Origin of the sequence: Nguyenibacter sp. L1 (assembly GCF_035199985.1) — a bacterium.
Taxonomy (GTDB): domain Bacteria; phylum Pseudomonadota; class Alphaproteobacteria; order Acetobacterales; family Acetobacteraceae; genus Gluconacetobacter; species Gluconacetobacter vanlangensis.
The window spans coordinates 1,112,358-1,131,715 of record NZ_CP127015.1 but is presented as its reverse complement, the minus strand read 5'-3'; the positions used below and the strand labels follow the sequence as shown (position 1 = coordinate 1,131,715).

The 19,358-nt window shown below is 66.0% G+C and carries 15 protein-coding genes; 6 read left to right on the top strand and 9 right to left on the bottom strand.

The genetic code is table 11. The features are described 5' to 3' along the window. Positions 1-12: 12 nt before the first annotated feature. Positions 13-1,740, bottom strand: coding sequence for a DNA polymerase/3'-5' exonuclease PolX (gene polX, locus QN315_RS05025; RefSeq protein WP_323991802.1), 1,728 nt, complete (start codon positions 1,738-1,740; stop codon positions 13-15). A 138-nt stretch (positions 1,741-1,878) separates the two neighbouring features. On the opposite strand from polX, the gene QN315_RS05020 reads away from it, so the two are divergent. Next, a complete protein-coding gene (locus QN315_RS05020; protein WP_323991800.1) occupies positions 1,879-3,726 on the top strand; it encodes an adenosylcobalamin-dependent ribonucleoside-diphosphate reductase in 1,848 nt (615 codons plus the stop codon). Positions 3,727-3,946: 220 nt separating this feature from the next. On the opposite strand, the gene QN315_RS05015 is transcribed toward QN315_RS05020, so the two are convergent. Then, positions 3,947-5,044: a CapA family protein gene (locus QN315_RS05015; RefSeq protein WP_323991798.1), complete on the bottom strand. Its 1,098-nt coding sequence runs from the start codon at positions 5,042-5,044 to the stop codon at positions 3,947-3,949. A 14-nt stretch (positions 5,045-5,058) separates the two neighbouring features. Further along, the gene (locus tag QN315_RS05010) at positions 5,059-5,628 is read right to left on the bottom strand and encodes an HPF/RaiA family ribosome-associated protein (RefSeq protein WP_323991796.1); all 570 of its coding nucleotides are present in this window, start codon (positions 5,626-5,628) and stop codon (positions 5,059-5,061) included. A 220-nt stretch (positions 5,629-5,848) separates the two neighbouring features. On the opposite strand from QN315_RS05010, the gene QN315_RS05005 reads away from it, so the two are divergent. The 3 genes from QN315_RS05005 to QN315_RS04995 all read left to right on the top strand — a co-directional run bounded on the left by QN315_RS05005 (position 5,849) and on the right by QN315_RS04995 (position 10,992). Beyond that, positions 5,849-8,224: a heavy metal translocating P-type ATPase gene (locus tag QN315_RS05005; RefSeq protein WP_323991794.1), complete on the top strand. Its 2,376-nt coding sequence runs from the start codon at positions 5,849-5,851 to the stop codon at positions 8,222-8,224. Beyond that, entirely contained in the window at positions 8,148-9,725 is a 1,578-nt protein-coding gene (locus QN315_RS05000) for a divalent metal cation transporter (protein WP_323991792.1), read from the top strand. The genes QN315_RS05005 and QN315_RS05000 overlap by 77 nt, the downstream gene beginning before the upstream one ends. A gap of 154 nt (positions 9,726-9,879) precedes the next feature. Further along, positions 9,880-10,992 (top strand): hypothetical protein, encoded by a 1,113-nt coding sequence (locus QN315_RS04995; protein WP_323991790.1) that lies wholly within the window; start codon positions 9,880-9,882, stop codon positions 10,990-10,992. A 76-nt stretch (positions 10,993-11,068) separates the two neighbouring features. Here the strand turns inward: QN315_RS04995 and QN315_RS04990 are convergent, their stop codons facing one another. Then, positions 11,069-11,602: an Hsp20/alpha crystallin family protein gene (locus tag QN315_RS04990; protein WP_176638814.1), complete on the bottom strand. Its 534-nt coding sequence runs from the start codon at positions 11,600-11,602 to the stop codon at positions 11,069-11,071. Between the two features lie 256 nt (positions 11,603-11,858). Between QN315_RS04990 and QN315_RS04985 the strand changes: the two genes are divergently transcribed. Both QN315_RS04985 and QN315_RS04980 read left to right on the top strand, forming a co-directional pair. Beyond that, entirely contained in the window at positions 11,859-13,250 is a 1,392-nt protein-coding gene (locus QN315_RS04985; protein WP_323991788.1) for a bifunctional enoyl-CoA hydratase/phosphate acetyltransferase, read from the top strand. A gap of 79 nt (positions 13,251-13,329) precedes the next feature. Continuing rightward, the gene (locus tag QN315_RS04980) at positions 13,330-13,755 is read left to right on the top strand and encodes a hypothetical protein (RefSeq protein ID WP_323991785.1); all 426 of its coding nucleotides are present in this window, start codon (positions 13,330-13,332) and stop codon (positions 13,753-13,755) included. Between the two features lie 48 nt (positions 13,756-13,803). On the opposite strand, the gene hypE is transcribed toward QN315_RS04980, so the two are convergent. From hypE to hypB, 5 genes are read right to left on the bottom strand one after another with little or no spacing between them, the layout of a single operon-like run. Then, complete coding sequence (gene hypE, locus QN315_RS04975) at positions 13,804-14,853, bottom strand: hydrogenase expression/formation protein HypE (protein WP_323991783.1); 1,050 nt, start codon at positions 14,851-14,853, stop codon at positions 13,804-13,806. After that, positions 14,850-15,971 carry a hydrogenase formation protein HypD gene (gene hypD / locus QN315_RS04970; RefSeq protein WP_323993268.1) on the bottom strand — a complete coding sequence of 374 codons (1,122 nt, stop codon included), beginning with the start codon at positions 15,969-15,971 and terminating at the stop codon, positions 14,850-14,852. The genes hypE and hypD overlap by 4 nt, the downstream gene beginning before the upstream one ends. 19 nt (positions 15,972-15,990) lie before the next feature. After that, on the bottom strand, positions 15,991-16,239 hold the full coding sequence (locus tag QN315_RS04965; protein WP_323991781.1) for a HypC/HybG/HupF family hydrogenase formation chaperone: 249 nt from the start codon (positions 16,237-16,239) through the stop codon (positions 15,991-15,993). A 2-nt stretch (positions 16,240-16,241) separates the two neighbouring features. After that, on the bottom strand, positions 16,242-18,527 hold the full coding sequence (gene hypF, locus QN315_RS04960) for a carbamoyltransferase HypF (RefSeq protein ID WP_323991779.1): 2,286 nt from the start codon (positions 18,525-18,527) through the stop codon (positions 16,242-16,244). After that, positions 18,505-19,329, bottom strand: a complete 825-nt coding sequence (hypB, locus tag QN315_RS04955) for a hydrogenase nickel incorporation protein HypB (protein ID WP_323991777.1) — start codon at positions 19,327-19,329, stop codon at positions 18,505-18,507. The genes hypF and hypB overlap by 23 nt, the downstream gene beginning before the upstream one ends. Positions 19,330-19,358: the final 29 nt, after the last annotated feature.

The window sequence follows — 19,358 nt, the reverse complement described above, 5'->3', positions numbered from 1 at the left end:
GACCGCTGCCGCCTATGCCGCGCGCGCGGCACGCCGTCCCAGCAGGGCGCGAAGCCCGGCCAGCGGGCGGGTATTGAGCACGTCGTCGGGGCCGAGCCATGCGCGCCGTGCCTGGTCGATGCCGAAGCGCATATATTGAAACGCGTTGACGGAATGCGCGTCGGTGGAAATGGCGAGTTTGACGCCCTTGCTTCTGGCCATGTGGGCATGGGCGTCATTCAAATCCAGCCGATCGGGCTGGGCATTGATTTCCAGGGCACAGCCGAGGTCGCGCGCGGCCGACGTGACGCGGTCCATATCAATCGCGTAGGGCGCGCGTTCGCCCAGCAGGCGGCCGGTCGGGTGGGCGATGATCGACACGTGCGGGTTTTCCATCGCCCGCAGCATCCGTGCGGTCTGCGCGTCGCGCGGCAGGTCGAAGAAGGAATGGATGGCGGCCACGACGATATCGAGCCGCGCAAGCGTCGTATCCGGCAGGTCCAGGGTACCATCCTTGAGGATATCGACCTCGATCCCCTTGAGGATCGTGAAGCCCTTGAGGCCGGCATTCAGCGTGTCGATTTCCGCGCCCTGGCGGGCGACCCTGTCGGGGTCCAGCCCGTGCGCCATGGCGACGCGCCGGCTATGGTCGGTCAGCGCCATGTAGCGATGGCCGCAGGCACGGGCCGCCGCCGCCATGTCGGCGATCGTGGCCGTGCCGTCGGTCCAGTCGGAATGGACATGCAGGTCGCCCCGCATATCCGCCAGCGCGATCAGGCGCGGCAGCCTTCCGGCCTGCGCCAATGCGATCTCGCCACGGTCCTCACGCATTTCAGGGGGGATATAGGCAAGGCCCAGCCTGTCATAGATCTCCTCCTCGGTGGCGCCGGCGATGCGGCGTTCGCCGGCGAACAGGCCGTATTCGTTGAGTTTCCATCCATGCCTGGCGGCGATCGCGCGCAGGGCGATGTTGTGCGGCTTGGAGCCGGTGAAATAGAGCAGGGCGGCGCCGTAGCTTTCTTCCGGAACCGCGCGCAAATCGACCTGGATGCCCGAACGCAGGACCACGGTGGTGCGCGTCGGGCCGTGGGCCAGGATTTCTGCGGTATTCTCATAGGCTGCCAGCCTGTCGCCGGCCGTCGCGGCCTGTGCGCTGCTCGCCAGGATGTCGAGATCGCCGATGGTGTCGCGGCGGCGGCGATAGCTGCCGGCCACCGCCACGCGTCCCCCGTTTTCGCCCAGATAGCCGGTCAGCGCCTGGGCTTCGGCCTCGGCGACCGCAAGCTTGAAGCGCCTGGGGCCCACCGGTCTTCCGAGCGCCTCGCCGAGCTTGCGTTCCGTGATGTCGCCGAACCCCGGCAATTCATGGACATGCCCCGCCGCCACCGCCCGGCGCAGATCATCCAGCGAACGGACGCCGAGCAGGTCGTAAAGGATCTTCACGCGCTTCGGTCCGAGACCCGGAAGCGTCGCCAGCGCGTCGAGTTCGCCCGGAAGCTCGGCCTTCAGCTTGTCCAGCAGCGCGAAGCGGCCGGAGCCGACGATATCCGCGATCTTGTGGGCCAGGTCTTCACCGATGCCGGGCAGGTCCGCAAGGTTCTCCCCGGCCTCCAGCATCGCGGTGACCGCTTCGGGCAGGCCGTCGATGGTGCGGGCCGCGCGACGATAGGCCCGTACCCGGAACTGGTTCGCGCCCTCGATTTCCAGAAGGTCCGCGGTCTGGTCGAACATCGCCGCGATCTCGGCATTCTGGACCGGCATGCGCCTGCTCCATCGGTATCGCAGGATAATGATGGCACATTGGCATGATCCCCCATGAATCCAGGGGCGGGGGGCTTTTTCCGCGCGGCGGCCGGGTCACATTCCGTTTTTGCCCGTTTTGCGACACGGACAGGTTCCATGGATACGGACCCGGCCAAAATTTCCGATTATGTATGGCGCGCCAAATATCGGCTGGTCGATGCCGGCCGGAGCGAGGCGGGCATTGCCGATAGCTGGGGGCGCGTCGCGCGTGCCATCGCCGCCGCCGAGCCGTCCGGCGCGCCGTTATGGGAGGCGCGTTTCTTCGATCTCCTGCGGGATCGGTCTTTCCTGCCCGGCGGCCGGATTCAGGCCGGGGCCGGAACCGCGCGCAATGTCACCCTCTTCAACTGTTTCGTGATGGGAGAAATAGAGGATTCGATTCCGGGCATCTTCCGGGCCCTGGAGGAAGCCGCGGTGACCATGCAGGCCGGCGGCGGGATCGGGCTGGATTTCTCGACGCTTCGCCCGCGCGGCCTGCGGGCATGGGCGGCTGGCACCATCGCATCCGGTCCGGTCTCGTTCATGCAGATCTGGGACGCGATGTGCGGGACCGTGCTGTCGACCGGTGCCCGGCGCGGCGCGATGATGGCGACCCTGCGGTGCGATCATCCGGATATCGCGGAATTCGTCTCGGCCAAACAACGGCCCGGCATGCTGCGGCGGTTCAATATGTCGGTCCAGGTGACCGACGCCTTCATGGCGGCCGTGCGGTCCGACGCGGCCTGGCCGCTGGTGTTTCCGGCCGCCGCATTCGGGCCGGACGATCAGGGCGGCGAGAGCGTGGCGCGGCGATGGCCGGGCTCGTCCGTTCCGGTCCCGTGCCGCGTCGTGCGGCGTGTCGGCGCCCGTGCGCTATGGGATGACATCCTGCGTAGTACTTATGATTTTTCCGAGCCCGGGGTCCTGTTCGTCGACCGGATCAACGCGTCCAACACGCTCTGGTATTGCGAGCGGATCAGCGCCACGAATCCCTGTGGCGAGATGCCGTTGCCCCCTTACGGGGCGTGCGACCTGGGCTCGCTCAACCTGGCGCGTTTCGTGCACGCGCCCTTTACCCCGCAGGCGGATCTCGATACCGGACGCCTGGCGGAGGCCGCGCGAGGCGCGGTGCGTTTTCTCGACGACGTGATCGATGTCTCGCGTTATCCCGTGCCGCAGCAGGCCGGGAACGCCCGCGCCTCGCGCCGCATCGGCCTGGGCGTGACCGGGCTGGCCGACATGCTGCTGATGCTGGGCCTGCGCTATGATTCCGCACAGGCGCGCGCCGTTGCCGCGGACATGATGCGCGTCGTCTGCCACGCGGCCTATCGCACCTCGGTTGCCCTGGCGCGCGAGAAATCGCCTTTCCCGCGTTTCGTGCGTGACGCCTATATGCAGGGGCCGTTCATCCGCGCCTTGCCCGGCGATATCCGCGATGCGATCGCCGCGTCCGGCATCCGCAACAGCCATCTGCTGGCGATCGCGCCGACTGGGAGCATCAGCCTGCTGGCCGGCAATGTTTCGAGCGGGCTGGAGCCGATCTTTGCCGCGTCCCATCACCGCACGATACTGGACGAAACCGGGGCGCCCCGGGATTTTCTGCTGACCGACTATGCCCTTGAGGTCTGGGCTCGCGGGGCCGGGGCATGCGGGGCCGGGGGCGAAAGCGGACGGCCGGGCCTGCCGCCCGCTTTCGTATCCGCCGGCGACCTGGGGCCGGAGGATCACATCGCCATGCAGGCGGCGCTGCAGCCCTTCGTGGACAGCGCGATCTCGAAAACCGTGAACGTGCCGCAGGACTATCCGTTCGACGCGTTCAAGCGCGTCTATGACCTTGCCTATGACAGCGGCCTCAAGGGCTGCACCACTTTTCGCCCCAATCCGGTGACCGGCATGGTCCTCAGCGACCCCCAATGCTGTACCGCCGGGCACGAAGCCGATTATACCAGCGCGTGTCATGATTGACCGTCTTGTTCTCTCTTTTTCGGGCGCTCTTTTCGGGGCGCTGCCCCGAACCCCGCCAAAGGCGGTGCCTTTGGAAACCGATTATTTATCAATATAACGGGGGTAATGGGGTGCAGGGGTCCGTGACCCCTGCCGGGTTCGGGCGGAGCCCGACCTGTCTTCCAAACGGTCAATGTCCAAGTGGATTGGTATTAGACGTTTGTCCCGGCTCTTGGCCTGGCTATCGGATCTCGAACTCTCCCGATGGCAGCGGAGTCAGCGATGTTTCCAGCGCCGCGCTTTCGCGGGCCAGGACATGATGGAACCACGTGATATCGGATTGCCGTGGCGTTCGGAGGCGGAAATTGCGGATCTGCATCGGCACGACGCGCAGGGCGGCCAGCCGGCCGTCTGTGCCCAGGCGGGGGAGATAGAGCGCGGCCAGGTCGGGCCGGAACGCGGCGTACCCTCCGATCCCTTCATAATCGTTGATAAGGTCGCCGCAGCCATACAGGATCAGTTTCCCCCGATGGCATTCCAGCCCCAGCCGGTGATGCGCGGAATGTCCGTGGATCAGGTCGGCGCCGCGGTCGATCAGGGCCTGCGCAAACCGTCGGTGCGCCTGCGGGACGAGATAGCCCCAATTGCCGCCCCAATGGATGGAGGCGATCACGATATCGCCCGGCCGGCGCCAGCGTTGCATGTCTTGCGCGACCAGCTCGGCGCTGCCGGCCGACAGGTCGGGCAGAAGATACAGGCCCGGCATATGCGCGCCGGCCTTCCATTCTTCCGGCACGCCGCTGCTCGGCAGGGCGCAGGCGAAGACCAGCAGGCGCCGGTCGCCGCCGGCAAGCGGCAGTACGGCCGGGGCCGTGGCCTGGGCCAGGTCGCGCCCCGCGCCGGCGGTTTGGATATGCGCCTTCCATAACGTATCGAGGGTCTGCACCAGGCCGGCCTGCCCCCAGTCGAGCGTATGGTTGTTGGCCAGCACGCAGCAATCGATGCGGGCCGCCGTCAGGCAATCGACATTGTCCGGATGCATCCGGTAATTGATCCCCTTGGGCACATAGGCGCCGGACGTGGTGACGGCCGTTTCCAGATTGACGATCCGCGCCGAAAGGCCGGCATCGCGCAAATAGGGCAGGGCATCGCCCCAGACATAGTCCGGCGCGACATGCCGGGGAATGGGACCGTTTTCCCGCTCGGCCAGGTCGAGATAGCCGAGGGCCGACGCGACATGGCGCTCATGCAGTTCGGGTTGGCCGGGATGGCGCAGGATCTGGTCCACGCCGCGTCCGAGCATGACGTCGCCGCCGAGCAGGAGGGTGAGGTCGGACATGGCGGCGGCAGGACCTAGGACGCCGGCCGGCGTTTTCCGCCCGGACGCACGATGGCGGCCTGGAGGCCGGTTTCCCCCTCGGTAACGGCGACATGCACCGGGCTGCCGACCTGCAACTGGTCGAATCCGTCGTCGGCCACGCTGTGGCGATGGAAATAGACCTCTTTCCCATCGGGCAGTTCGATGAAGCCGTAATCCTGTCCGGCGACGAAGCGGGTGACGTGGCCCTCCTGCATGATGGGTTCGTGGTGTTTCACCTGTCCGCCGCGCGTGCGCACATGATCTTCCAGCCGGCGGACTGCCGCATCGAACGCGTCCCGGACGGCGACATAGGCGTCCTCATGCGCATGGTTTCGCGGTCCTTCGCGCGAGACGACGATGTCGCCCGCCGGGGTGCTCACCACCAGTTGCACGTGGTACAGATCGCCCTGGTGATGATGGCGGTGCGGGATTTCGACCGTCACATGGCAACGCAGGATGTCGCTTTCGAAATGCGTCAACTGTGCGGCCCTGGCGCGGATTTTCGCCTCGAGCGCCGGCGAGGGATCCATGTTCTTGAAGGTGATCTGCACGGGAATGGCCATGGCGTCGTCCTCTGGACATCCGGCCCCGCCTGCCGCGGCCCTGCCTGCGACCGAAAGGGCGTGACGGCCCGATCGCATTCGCAACGCGCGACGCACGGTCGGGTTCGCCCTACGGACGTCTTTCGCGACGCGGCTGGTTTCAGGTCCGCGTCGATACAAGATTTCCCGATATACGCGCCCGATCATGCGGTCCGGTCGCTTGTCGGAGGGGTCCTTCATCATGCCTCAGCGGGCCGAGGATGCGCGGCATCCCATCACGCGGCATCCCATCACCCTGGGCGCCACCCTGGGCGTCACCCTGGGCGCCATCCTGGACGGGGCGGCACGGCATGTTCTGCTTCCTCTGGTTGCCGGGGCATTGTGCATCGGCGGTGTGGGGCGTCTGCTGGACCGGGCATGGGGCGACTGGTTCTGGGTGGCCGGAACCGCCGTCGTGCTGTGCTTCCTGCTGCTGCAGATCGCCCTGACGCTGCGTCGCGGCGAATTCGGACTCGACCTGATCGCCGCCCTCGCCATGGGGGGCGCGCTTCTGCTGGGCCAGAATCTGGCCGGCATCATCATTGCCCTGATGTTTGCCGGCGGAGAGGCGCTGGAAGGTTTTGCGCAGGGGCGCGCGCGGCGCGAGATGACCGCGCTGCTCGATCGCGTGCCGCGCAGCGCCGCCCGCTATGACGGGGAACAATTGCAGGACGTGCCTCTGGCCGCGCTTCTGGCCGGCGACCGCATCCTGGTGCGGCAGGGCGACGTCGTTCCCGTGGACGGGCTGGTGACCAAGGGGATCGCCGTCCTGGATGAATCGGCGCTGACGGGAGAGGCGCTGCCCGTATCGCACCGGGTCGGCGCCGCGATCGTCAGCGGCACGACCAATGCCGGCGACGCGTTCGACATGCAGGCGACCAGCACGGCCGCCGACAGCACCTATGCCGGAATCGTCCGTCTGGTCGAGGCCGCGGGCGCGGCAAGGGCGCCCATGGTGCGCCTGGCCGACCGTTATGCGCTGGTCTTCTTCGCGCTTACTCTTTTCGTGACGGGGGCGGCCTGGATCGTCAGCCGCGATCCTGTCCGGGCCCTGGCGGTCCTGGTCGTTGCAACACCCTGTCCGCTCATCCTCGCGGTGCCGGTGGCGATCATGTCCGGCATCTCCCGCTGCGCGCGCCGCGGCATCCTCGTGAAGGGCGGCGGCGCGCTGGAACAGCTCAGCCGGATCAGGACCGTCATCTTCGACAAGACCGGCACCCTGACCGACGGCCGGGCCCGCATTCTGGACATGATGTGCGACACCATCGATCCGCGCGAATTATTGCGCATCGCGGCGTCGCTCGACCAGGTTTCGCACCATGTCGTCGCGCGTTCGCTGGTGCTGAGCGCCGGAGAACGCGGGATCGTCCTGTCCCTGCCCGAGGCGGCCCACGAACAGTCCGGCGCCGGCGTGACCGGCAGGCTGGAGGGGCATCCGGTTGTGGTCGGCAGTTGGGACTATGTGCGCGCCGCCACCGACGACACGCCGTTTGCGGCGGAAATTTCGGAGTGGATGCGCCGCGATGGCGCGGTGGCGGTCGCGGTGGGCATCGACCGCCATGTCGCCGGCGCGTTCCTGCTGGCGGACCAGGTCAGGCCCGAGGCCGGGATCGTGCTGCGGCAATTGCGGGATGCCGGCATAAGCCGGATCGTACTGGCGACCGGGGACCGGGCCGACCTCGCGGCCAGTGTCGGCGTATTCCTCGAGGTCGATGCCGTCGTGGCGGATCTCAAGCCCCAGGACAAGACGGCGATCGTCGCCGCGGAGAAATCGGCCGGTCCGGTTCTGATGGCCGGGGACGGGGTCAATGACGCGCCGGCCCTGGCCGCATCCGACCTGGGCGTGGCCATGGGCGCCCGCGGTGCCGCGGCCTCGTCGGAGGCGGCGGACATCGTTATCCTGGTCGACAGGCTGGACCGGCTGGTGGATGCCCTGCGCATCGCCCGGCGCGCGCGCCGGATCGCGCTGCAAAGCGTCTATGCGGGCGTGGGCCTGTCCATTTGCGCCATGCTGGCCGCCGCCGCGGGGTATCTCATCCCCGTCGAGGGCGCGCTGCTGCAGGAAGGCATCGATGCCGCCGTCATTCTCAATGCCCTGCGCGCGCTGCATGGCGGCCTCTGGCGTCGCGCCGGACATGCCGGCCTCGCACCGGAAGAATTGCGCGCCCTCGATGCCGAACACCAGGCGCTGCTCGACGTCGTCGACCGCATTCGCGTGACCGCGGACCGGTCGCATGACGTGTCGGGGCCGGATCTCGACAAGGATCTGGAAATCCTGGATCAGATGCTGCGACAACGGCTTCTGCCGCATGAACGGCAGGATGACCGGGAGATCTATGCCCGCATCAGGCGGCAGGCGCGCATGCCCGACCTGCTGGCCGGCATGAGCCGCACCCACATGGAGATACGGCGCCAGATCCACAATCTGGCCGCGCTGCGCCGCGCCGTGTCGGAACATGGTGCGAACGCGTTGCAGCGCCGCGAACTGCAGCGCCTGCTCTATGGCCTCGAAGCCATTACCCGCCTGCATTTCGCGCAGGAGGAGGAAATCTATCGCCTGCTTGAGCGGGAATGGTAGGGGACAGGGCGCGTCCGTCCCCGGCGCGGCCGATCACCTGCCGGTGGCGCGTCTGCCGGAGCGGCTGGCTGAAGATTATGTGTTTGTCGCGCTTTGCGTAGTCGCCTGCTTGTCGTACGCTGCGAAGGACGAGGCCCGCTGCGAACGAGTTCACCGTACCGGGGGGCCGTTCGGAACATCGGAAACTGAACAGAACATGACGATCCTGGGACAGCGGGGAATGAAGGGCCGCCTTGCCAAAATCGGGGCCCGTATCAGAAAGAGTCCCATCACGCGGGTGGGGCCGGGCCTGATTACCGGGGTTGCGGACGACGATCCCAGCGGAATCGCCACCTATTCGCACGCAGGGGCCACCTTCGGCCTGGACATGCTCTGGACGATGCCGCTGGCATTTCCGCTGATGGCGGCGATCCAGTTGGTCTGCGCGCGCATCGGCCGGGTCACCGGGCGTGGCCTGGCGGCCAATATCAAGACCGCGTTTCCCGCCCCGGTACTGCTGGTCGTCACCGGCCTGCTGCTGCTTGCCAATACGCTCAACATCGCGGCCGACATCGCCGCGATGGGCGACGTCACCTCTTTGGTCACCGGCCTGAACAAGCAGCTTGCAGCCATATTCTGGGTGATCGTCACCCTCGTGCTGCAGGTCTTCGTCCCGTATCACCGATATGTATATTTTCTGAAATGGCTTACGCTTTCCCTGTTGTCCTATTTCATCGTGGCCATGATCGTTCATGTGCCCTGGCACGACGTCGCGATGCGGACGATCTGGCCCCATGTGACCTGGGATGGGCGTACCGCCGAAATGGTGCTGGGCGTGTTCGGCACGACGATCAGCCCGTATCTGTTCTTCTGGCAGGCCTCGGAAGAAGTGGAGGATCTGCGGATTCATCACGCGGAACCCCTGCTGACCGATGACATGGGCGCCGCCGGCGAGCTGCGCCGCATTTCGTGGGATACATGGAGCGGCATGTTCTATTCGGATGTGACCGCGTATTTCATCATCCTTGCGACGGCGGTGACGCTGCATGCGCACGGCGTCACCCGGATCGAAACGGCGGCACAGGCCGCCGATGCGCTCCGGCCCCTGGCGGGCGACTTCGCCTATTACCTGTTCGCGGTCGGTATCTGGGGCGTCGGTCTGATCGGTGTCCCTGTCCTGGCCGGATCGGCGGCCTATGGCTTTTCGGAGGCGATGAACTGGCAATGGGGGCTGGAACGCAAGGCGACCGATGCGCGCGGCTTCTATGGTGTCATCATCGTCAGTGTCCTGGCGGCGCTGGTCATCCAGTTCTCCCCCCTCAGCCCCATGAAGGCGCTGTTCTGGTGTGCCGTCCTGAATGGCGTCGTCGCCGCGCCGCTGATGGCCGTCCTGCTTCTGCTCGGGGGGCGGCGCCTGACATTGGGAAAATTCGTGGTTAACAAGACCATATTGGCGCTTGGATGGATCGCGACCTTCGTGATGGCGGTTTCAACCGTCGAGATGGTCCTGGGATGGTTCTGAAGGGTTGGATGCCGCGAAGCCGGATCATGTGACGGTTTCGTGTTCCCTTGAACCTGGGGCCTCTCGCTACACTTAGAGTGGATTGGCACGGACCGATCCACGGGTTTTTGGTCATCCTTTCCTTCGGGCATGTCGCATCCGTGCGGAGGCCACCATGCTTCAATACAGTCCGGGCGGGCAGGGATTGCTGATCGGCAATTGCCCGCGGCAGCCCGATCGTCGCGGGTTCGTCGCCGATGCCTCGGGTGATTACGAACTGGCCATCGTCGAATTCGACGACCAGGGCTGCTATTATGAACGCGCGCAGATGGCCGCCCTGGCGGACCAGGTCGCCCGTCTGGTCCGTCAGGACGCGGACGCCGTCATCATCGTCTTTATTCATGGCTGGAACCATAACGCCGATCCCCTGGATGCCGGTCTGCTGGGGTTTCGGCATGTCCTGTCGATCGCTGCGCGGCACGAACGGCAATTGAACCCGGCCCGTCCCCGCTCCATTCTGGGGATATTCGTCGGGTGGCGCGGCCGGACGCTTTTTCATCCCGTGCTCGAATATCTCACCTTCTGGGGGCGCCAGGCGGCAGGGCGGCGGGTTGCCGGCGGGTCGGTACGCGAATTGTTCGGGCTGTTGCGGCGGTATCGCGATGCAAGACGCGCGGCAGGCGGGTGCCCCCTGCTTGCCGTCATCGGTCATAGTTTCGGCGGGATGATCGTGTATTCGGTCCTGGACCAGTCGCTGATCGAATATGCGTCCTCGCCGGACCCGCAGGATTCGCCCCGGTTCGCAGATCTGGTCCTGCTGATCAACCCCGTGCTGGAAGCGACACGCTATCTGCCGATCTACGACATCCTGCGGCGGCCGGGCGCCCCTCTGCATGGTCATGACACGCCACCGGTCTTCGTATGTGTGTCGGCGCGCAATGACTGGCCCGACCGCATCCTGTTTCCGCTGGGACATGCCGCGGCCCGCATGATGCAACGCTGCCGGTCCCGGCTGGAGCGCAGATGCCTGGGGCGCACGATCGGAAATATCCGCCCATTTCGCACGCACCGGTTGAGGGGTCCCGTCGATGGCGAAATGTTTTCATTGACCCCGACCGGCAATGCCAACCGGCCGGGGACGCCCTTCTGGATCGTGCGCGCAGGTTCCCATGTGGTGGACGGGCATGACGGCATCTCCCACGAGCCGTTCCAGGAATTCGTCGGCAGCCTGCTGTTCCAGCACCAGGGCAAGACGTCACACGGCACGGGGCCGCACTCCGCGGCCTGAGCCGGGGGCGCGATCCCGTACCGTGTTGCGGCATTCCTGCCGCCGGTTCCGGCGTCTCCGTCGCGTCAGGTCGTGTTCAGGTATGTTTGATGGGGATGACCTGTTCGTTCTTCTGGGCCTCGGCCGTCTTGGGCAGGGTCACCGTCAGCACGCCCTTGCTGAAGGATGCTTCGATCGCCCCGACATCCACCTCGTCAGGGATCTGGAAGGAGCGCAGGAACGTGCCGAAGCGTCGCTCGGAGTGGTAATAATTGTTCTTCTTCTCTTCTTTTTCTTCATGTTTTTCGCCGCGAATGATCAAAGTGTCATTCGTCGTTTTGACCTCGACGTCGGTCTCGTCCATTCCGGGAAGCTCGACGGTGATTTCATAGCGGTTGTCCCGGTCGAGAATGTCGATCGGAGGCGCGATGTCGAGGCCCTCGCCCCGCGGCCAGAACATATCGAGGCCCGACGAACGGCCAAAGGGACGGCGCCACCACCCCGACGGGAGTTCGTCAAACCTGCGGTCCAGTTCGCGGCGCAACGTATCGAGCGCCGGCCAGGATGCCGTCCGTAGCGGTTTTGCGGGCCTGGATTCCGGTTTGATCGCGAGTTTGTTGGGGTCTGCCATGGGAATCTCCATGTCTTCGCACTGCGAGTACCAGGCAGGGGGCAAGCTGGTCTCTCAAGCTGGTCTCTGGGGCTAGGGAACGCGGGATCCGGCGGTAAGTTGTCACCCGAAGCACCGGCTGCGTGCTTTGTGTCGTGTCGAAAAAATCGAGGGGCGGACACTGATCCGCGCGGAGAAGGATCCCTATCTGTCGGATGCCGCGGCAAGCGGCGATGCGCGGTGTCGCACGCGCGCGCAAGGCAAGGGTCGAGAGGGGATGCAGCCGATCGAAAACCGCGTATTCGATGCGATCGCGCCGGGGGAGGCGGCCAGCGTGACCCACACGCTGACCTATAAGGACATGCAGATATTCTCGACGATGGCGCGGCATATGTGCCCTGCCGCGATCGACGAAGCGGCCGCCCGCAGCGAGCCGTTCTATGATGTCGCCGCCCAGGGAATGTGGCTGCCCGCATTGGTTTCGGCGCTGGTCGCGACCCGGCTTCCCGGCCTGGGCAGCAAATATGCCGCGCAGAGCCTTCACTTCGAACGCGCGATCGCGCTGGGCGATACGATGACGGTGACCTTGACGGTGACGGCGAAGGATGCGCGGGACGGCATCGTCGGCATGGACTGCCTGGCAACGAACCAGCGGGGCGAGATCGTCGCCCGTGGGCGTGCCGAGATCATCGCGCCGACCGAGAAGATATCGCGCCTTCGCGAGACCCGATCGGATCAATTGCCGTCGGGCAAGGGGCGCCGGTACGAACGGCTGATCGCCCTGACCCGGGGGCTGGCGCCGATCAGGACGGCCGTCATCTATCCGGTGGAAACGATCTCCCTTCTCGGTGCCATGGAGGCCGCGCGCGCCAATCTGATAGAGCCTATCCTGATCGGTCCGGAAGACAGGATACGCGCCGAGGCCGTGCGGGCGCAGGTCGATGTGTCGGGGTACGAAATCGTCCCGGCGGATCGGCCCGAGGAGGCAGCGCAAGCCGCGGTCCGCTTGGCCCGCGAGGCACGGGCCGAGGCCCTGATGAAGGGGGCGCTGCACACGGACGTGCTGCTGCGCGCCGTTCTGGACCGCGATCACGGCTTGCGGACCGAACGGCGGCTCAGCCACGTATTCGCGATCGACGCGCCGTTCTATCCGCGCCCGATCCTGCTGACCGACGCCGCGGTCAATATCGACCCGACACTTTCCGACAAACGGGATATCGTCCAGAACGCCATCGCGCTGGCCCACGCGCTGGGCATTCCGTGTCCCCGGGTTGCGATCCTGTCCGCCGTGGAAACGGTGACCGAGGCTCTTCGTTCAACGCTCGATGCGGCCGCCTTATGCAAGATGGCCGAGCGTGGCCAGATTACCGGCGGCATACTGGACGGTCCGCTCGCGTTCGACAACGCGGTCTCGGTCATGGCGGCGAAGGCCAAGGGGATCGTCTCGCCCGTCGCGGGGCATGCGGACATCTTCGTCGTGCCGGACCTGGAAGCGGGGAACATGCTGGCCAAGGAACTGGAATATCTGGCCGATGCCCAGATGGCGGGAATAGCGCTCGGCGCCCGGGTACCGATCATTCTGACCAGCCGTGCCGACAGGACGCTGGCCCGCCTCGGGTCATGCGCGATCGCGCTGCTTCTGGTCCGTCATGCCGGGGAAAAAACCTGATTTTGGTCGGCATCGGCGCGGATTTCCTAAGATTTATCATGCGCTTCATGAGGTTGGAAAGGGAAAGGAGAAACGCAGCATGGAACAAGGATCACCCAACGCCGGCATGGAAGCGGCAGTCCTGACACCCGACCAGCGGCACAGGCTTGCCGCGGCCCTGGAGCAATATCTCGACGCGGACAAGCCGGGCCAGGGGGTGTACGGGCTGCTGCGCCGGGCCGCCGACGCGGCGATCTATGACCAGGTGCGCGGCTGGGGGTGCCAGCCCCATCCGCCCGAGGCGGCCACCGGGATGATCCATGTCCTGATCCCGCCCGAAGACATGCAGAAACTTCTGGCCCTGGCGGATATTTCCGAGCAGCAGGCTATTGCGTATCTGGTCGTGCATCTGCCGCGTGCCGTTCGGAATTACGTGCTGAAATTGCCGATGCATCGGCCGGGCAGCCTGTACGAGCGGGCGAAGCAACATTTCCCGTGTGTTGCCGCGGACAGGTCGAAAGGCTGACCACGGGATGACGGGCCCGGGGGATGGAGGACGGAGGACCCGGCCGCGTCAGCAGATTCGCGGCAGATGTTCGCCGAACAGCCAGTCCACGATCCGTCCGCCACCGAATCCGGTCGTCATCTGCACGAAATGGTCTGGGTCTTCGATCACGTCTCCGATGATGCAGGCATCGCGGCCCAGAGGATGCTTCCGCATCGCCTGCAACAGGCGCGTCGCCTCCTGGGGGGCGACGATCGCGATCAATTTGCCTTCGCTGGCGACATAGAGCGGGTCCAGGCCAAGAAGTTCGCAAGCGGCGGCCACGTTTTCCCGCACGGGTATGGCCTCTTCCCGCAGCATTATGCCGACGGATGATTGATGCGCGATCTCGTTCAGCGTCGCGCCGATGCCGCCGCGCGTCGGATCGCGCAGCAGTCGGAGCGCGCTGCCGGATGCGCGGATCATCTCGGCGACGAGGGTATGAAGTGCCGCGCTATCGGACAGGATGTCGGTTTCGAAACCCAGGCCGGCGCGTTTGGACATGATCGCGGCCCCATGATCGCCCAGGAAGCCGGAGACCAGTACCTTGTCCCCCGGCCGGGCCTGATCACCTGACAACGCAACCCCTGGAGGGATGCGTCCGACCCCGGTCGTCGTGATGAACACGCCGTCCGCCTTGCCGCGTTCGACGACCTTAATGTCGCCGGTTACGATCGCAACATCCGACGCGCGGCTGGCCGTTGCCATGCTGGCGGCGATCCGCTGCAGGTCACGCAGCGGAAATCCCTCTTCGATCACGAATCCCGCGGCCATGTACACCGGGACGGAACCGGCCATCGCCAGGTCGTTGATCGTGCCGTGCACGGCCAGGGATCCGATATCGCCGCCGGGGAAGAAGATCGGCGATACGACATATGAATCGGTGGAGAGCGCGATATGGCCGCCGGTCACCGGGAAGACGGCGCAATCATTAGCCTGGTCGAGCAAAGGGTTGGAAAATGCCGCGCGGAAGATCTCATCGATCAGTTGCGCCATGGCCCGCCCGCCGGCCCCGTGCGACAGGTCGACGCGGCCATTGGCGATGTCGAGCCGGCGTTGGCGGGGGACCTGCCTGCTCATCGGTCCCGCGCACCTGGCGGCGTCCTGTCTCGAAATCGTTTATAGGTCCAATGGGCGGCGCAGGCGCCTTCGGGCGAGACCATGCAGGAACCGATCGGCGTTTCCGGCGAGCAGACCGTACCAAACAGACGGCAATCGGTCGGTTTTCGTACGCCGCGCAATACCTCGCCGCAGGCGCAGGCAGGATTGTCCGCGGCCGGCAGGGTGGTAATGCCGTATCGCCGTTCGGCATCGAATGCGGCATGGCGGTCGTTCAGGCGCAATGCGCTGTATGGAATCTCGCCCAGCCCACGCCATGCGAACGATTCGCGAATCTCGAAGACATCGGCAATGGCCCGCTGGGCAAGGAGATTGCCGCCCCGTATCACCGCGCGGCGATATTGGTTTTCGACGACGCAGCGCCCCGCATTCATCTGCCGGACCAGCATGACGATCCCCTGCAGCACGTCCAGCGGTTCGAACCCCGTCACGACAACGGGTTTTGAAAAGCGTGCCGCGATGTCCTCATAGGGAGACGTGCCGATGACCGTGCTGACATGTGCCGGGCCGACCAACCCGTCGATCGCCACGTCCTGATTGTCGAGAATGGCGCGGATGGCCGGCGGTGTCAGTACATGGTTGCACAATATACCGAAATTAAAAATATTCCTTTCCTTAGCGCGAAGGATTGCAAGGGCGGTGGGCGGCGTCGTCGTCTCGAAACCCACCGCCAGAAAGACAATCCGGCGTTCCGGTTCGGTCTCGGCAATCTGCAGGGCGTCGTGCGTGGAATACACCATCCGGATATCGGCCCCGGCCGCGCGGGCCCGCAGCAGGCTGCCGCCGTCCGGGGTCGGGACGCGCATCAGGTCGGCATAGGTGCATAGCGTGATGCCGGGTTGCCCGGCCAGCCGGATCGCATCCTCGATCCGGCCGACGGGCAGGACGCAGATCGGGCAACCGGGGCCATGGACCATCCGTACATTGCGTGGCAGCAGATCCTCGATACCGTATCGTGCGATGGCGTGGGTATGACCACCGCAGAATTCCATGATCCGATAATCGCGGTGCGGATCGGCCTCGCGCGCCAGCGTCTCGGCAAGCGCACGGGCCAGATGCCCGTCGCGATATTCCGTCATGTATTTCACGACGCGTCTTTCATTGAAGGACGTCCTGCCCGCCCGGGAACGAAGACAGGCCGGCGGCGCGCATCAAGGCGAGCGTTTGCGCCGCCTCTTCGGGGTCGAGCCTGGCCAGGGCATATCCGACATGGATGATGACATAGTCGCCGACAGCCACGTCCTCGAGCAGTGCGACGGAGACCAGGCGCGACACGCCGTTCAGGGTAACGCGGGCCATGGCGTCGGGCAGCAGCGCATCGACCCGGATGGGAATCGCCAGGCACATCGCTATGCCCTTTCATATCCGGGAATGCCCGCGCGGGTACCGTCTTTCAGGCACAGCCTGGCCCACGCCGCCTGTCCCAGGGACAGCCCTCCGTCATTGGCCGGGACGCTACGCGGCATGATCGGATTCAACCCCGCATTCCGCAATGCGCCTGCCAGCCCGTCGGCCAGCAGCCGGTTTGCCAGGCATCCTCCGGCCAGAAGCACAGTCCGCACCCCCAGGCGCGCGGCATGGCTGGCGGTCAATGCCGACAGGCCGGCGATGACGGTGCCATGAAACAGGTCCGCACCTGTGCGTGCATCCATCCCCGGCTGCGACAGCGCAGCGAGCAGCGGCAGGAAATCCAGCGTGCCGCCATTCAGCCGATAGCCGTTCGGCAGACCCCGCGGTGCCGTGGCCAGGGCTTCCAGCGCCATGGCGGCTTCGGCTTCATGGCTCTGGCGGATGCAGATTCCCAGCAGGGCGGCGGCGGCATCGAACAGCCGGCCCATGCTGCTCGTGCCCGGGAAGGCGCCGCCGGTTACCAGACCCGCCAGGCGCGCCGCCTGCGGAACGGTATGAAATCTTCGACCTGCCTCGTCCCCCCGCCCCAGCGTGGCCAGAACGGCGACACCCATGCGCCAGGGTTCGCGTGCCGCCCGGTCCCCGCCGGGCAGCGGCACGGGGGCAAGATGGCCAAGCCGGTGCCACGTCGATCCGTCGACATGGAGCAGTTCGCCACCCCAATTGCCGCCGTCATGACCATGGCCATGGCCGTCCAGGGCCAGGCCCAGATAGGGGCCGCGCACGATCCGCTCGGCGGCCACCGCAGCAAGATGGGCCAGGTGATGCTGGACCGGCAGAACAGGCATTCCGCTTTCCTGCGCATGGCGGCTCGACGGATAATCCGGGTGAAGGTCACAGGCGACGACAAGCGGGACAACGCCCAGAAACGCGGTCATGCGGCGGATCGCGTCCGCATGGCGCCGAATGGCCTGGGGGCTGTCCAGATTCCCGATATGCTGGGAAAGAAAGGCCTCACGCCCCCGGGTGATGCAGATCGTCGCCTTCAGATAGGCCCCCACGGCCAGGACGGGCGGTCCGTCCTCTGCCAGGTCGATCGGCGCGGGGACGATGCCCCGCGCCCGGCGGAGACAGGCGGGAGCCCGGTCGATGACCGTCATGACCGAATCGTCCAGTGCGTTTTCGATGTCGCGGTCATGGGTGACGATCAGGTCGGCCAGGCCGGCCAGTTGCGCATGCGCCGCCCCGTTATCGGTAATCAACGGCATGCCGGCGCGGTTCGCGCTGGTCGCGACCAGGCAGGCCGGCGCGCTGGTGCCGCGCCGGCGTGCCTCCTGCGCCAGCGCGTGGAAGAGCAGGTGATGGATCGGGGCCGATGGCAGCATGACGCCGATCTGCCTCAGGCCAGGGGCCACGGACGGCGCCACGATCGTGCGCCGGGCCAGCAGCACGATCGGCCGTTCGGGCCGTTCAAGCATCCGGCGCGACAGCGGATCGACGATCGCGACCAGCCCGGCGGCGGCCAGGTCGGTGACAAGGGTGGCGAAGGGCTTGGCCGGCCGGTTCTTCCGGACCCTGAGCCGACGCACGGCGGCCTCGTTCCCCGCATCGCAATAAAGATGGAACCCGCCGACGCCCTTCAGCGCCACGATGGCGCCATCGCACAGGGCGCTGGCGATCTGGTCCGTCGAGGCACTCAAACGCGGCCCGCAGGACGCGCAGGCGATCGTTTCGGCATGAAAGCGCCGGTTGCCGGGTGCCTGATAATCGCGCCGGCAATCGGGGCAGAGACTGAAGGCAGCCATCGTCGTGTTCGCGCGATCGAACGGAAGCGCCCGCGTGATCGTCAGGCGGGGGCCGCACTGCGTGCAACTGATGAATGGATAGAGGTAAAAGCGGCTGGCCGGATCGAAAAGCTCTTGCAGGCAGGACGGGCAGGGTGGCGCATCCGCGGCCATACGGGTGTGGCCTGGGCGGTGGATGGTTTCGCGGATTTCGAACCCTTTGCCGCCGTCGGGAGGGATATCGCGCACATCCACCCGCTCTATGCGGGCAAGGGGCGGCGGTGCGGCGCGAAGGGCGGCAAGAAATCCGTCCAGGGATGCGCCCTCGATTTCGGCCAGCACGCCGTCGCCGTCATTCAGGACGTAGCCGGAAAGGCCATGTTGCCGCGCAAGCCCGTAGATGAAAGGACGAAAGCCCACACCCTGTACGACCCCGCCGATACGAACCCGGACACGCCGCGCCGCGCGGCGCGTATCCCTAGCGTCGGGCAGGGTATGCATGGTCCGGCCCGTCCGGGACCGCGGCCGGGCGGCATTGCATGACCCAGCCGGCCAGTTCGTTCAGCCCCGCGCCCGTCCTGGCGGAAACCTCAAGGATCTGCAGGTGCGGGTTCACCCGGCGCGCCGCCGCGATGCAGGCGTCGCGGTCGAAATCCAGATGCGGAAGCAGGTCGATCTTATTCAGCACCATCAAATGCGACGAGGAAAAGATATGCGGATATTTGAGCGGCTTGTCCTCTCCCTCGGTCACCGACAGCACGACCATGCGGGATCTTTCCCCCAGGTCGAAGGCGGCCGGGCAAACCAGGTTTCCGACATTCTCGATAAACAGGACGCCATTTTGCGGCGTGGGCAGCATGTCCATCGCGTGCGACACCATATGCGCATCCAGATGGCAGCCCTTGCCGGTATTGACCTGCACCGCCGCAGCCCCGGTGGCGCGGATCCGTTCGGCGTCGCGTGATGTCTGCTGGTCGCCCTCGATGACCGCGACCGGCAGGAATGTCCGTATATATTCGACAAGTCTGACCAGAAGCGAAGTCTTCCCCGCACCCGGGCTGGAGACGATATTAAGCGCAAAGCTGCCCTGTCGCAGCAGCCGCGCGCGATTGGCCGCCGCGAAGGCATCGTTGGCCGCCAGAATATCGCGCTCGATCCGTATCGCGCGTTCCTTTCCGACGCCCGGCGCATGCGCATGTGCGCTGTCGGGCCCGATATCCCCGGATCCGAAATCAAGCCCCGATCCGAAATCAAGAGAGCCGCCGTCATGGTGCTGGTGGGCATGCCCCTTCCGATGCGCCATGGCATGATCCGCCGGCTCGGTACCCGGCG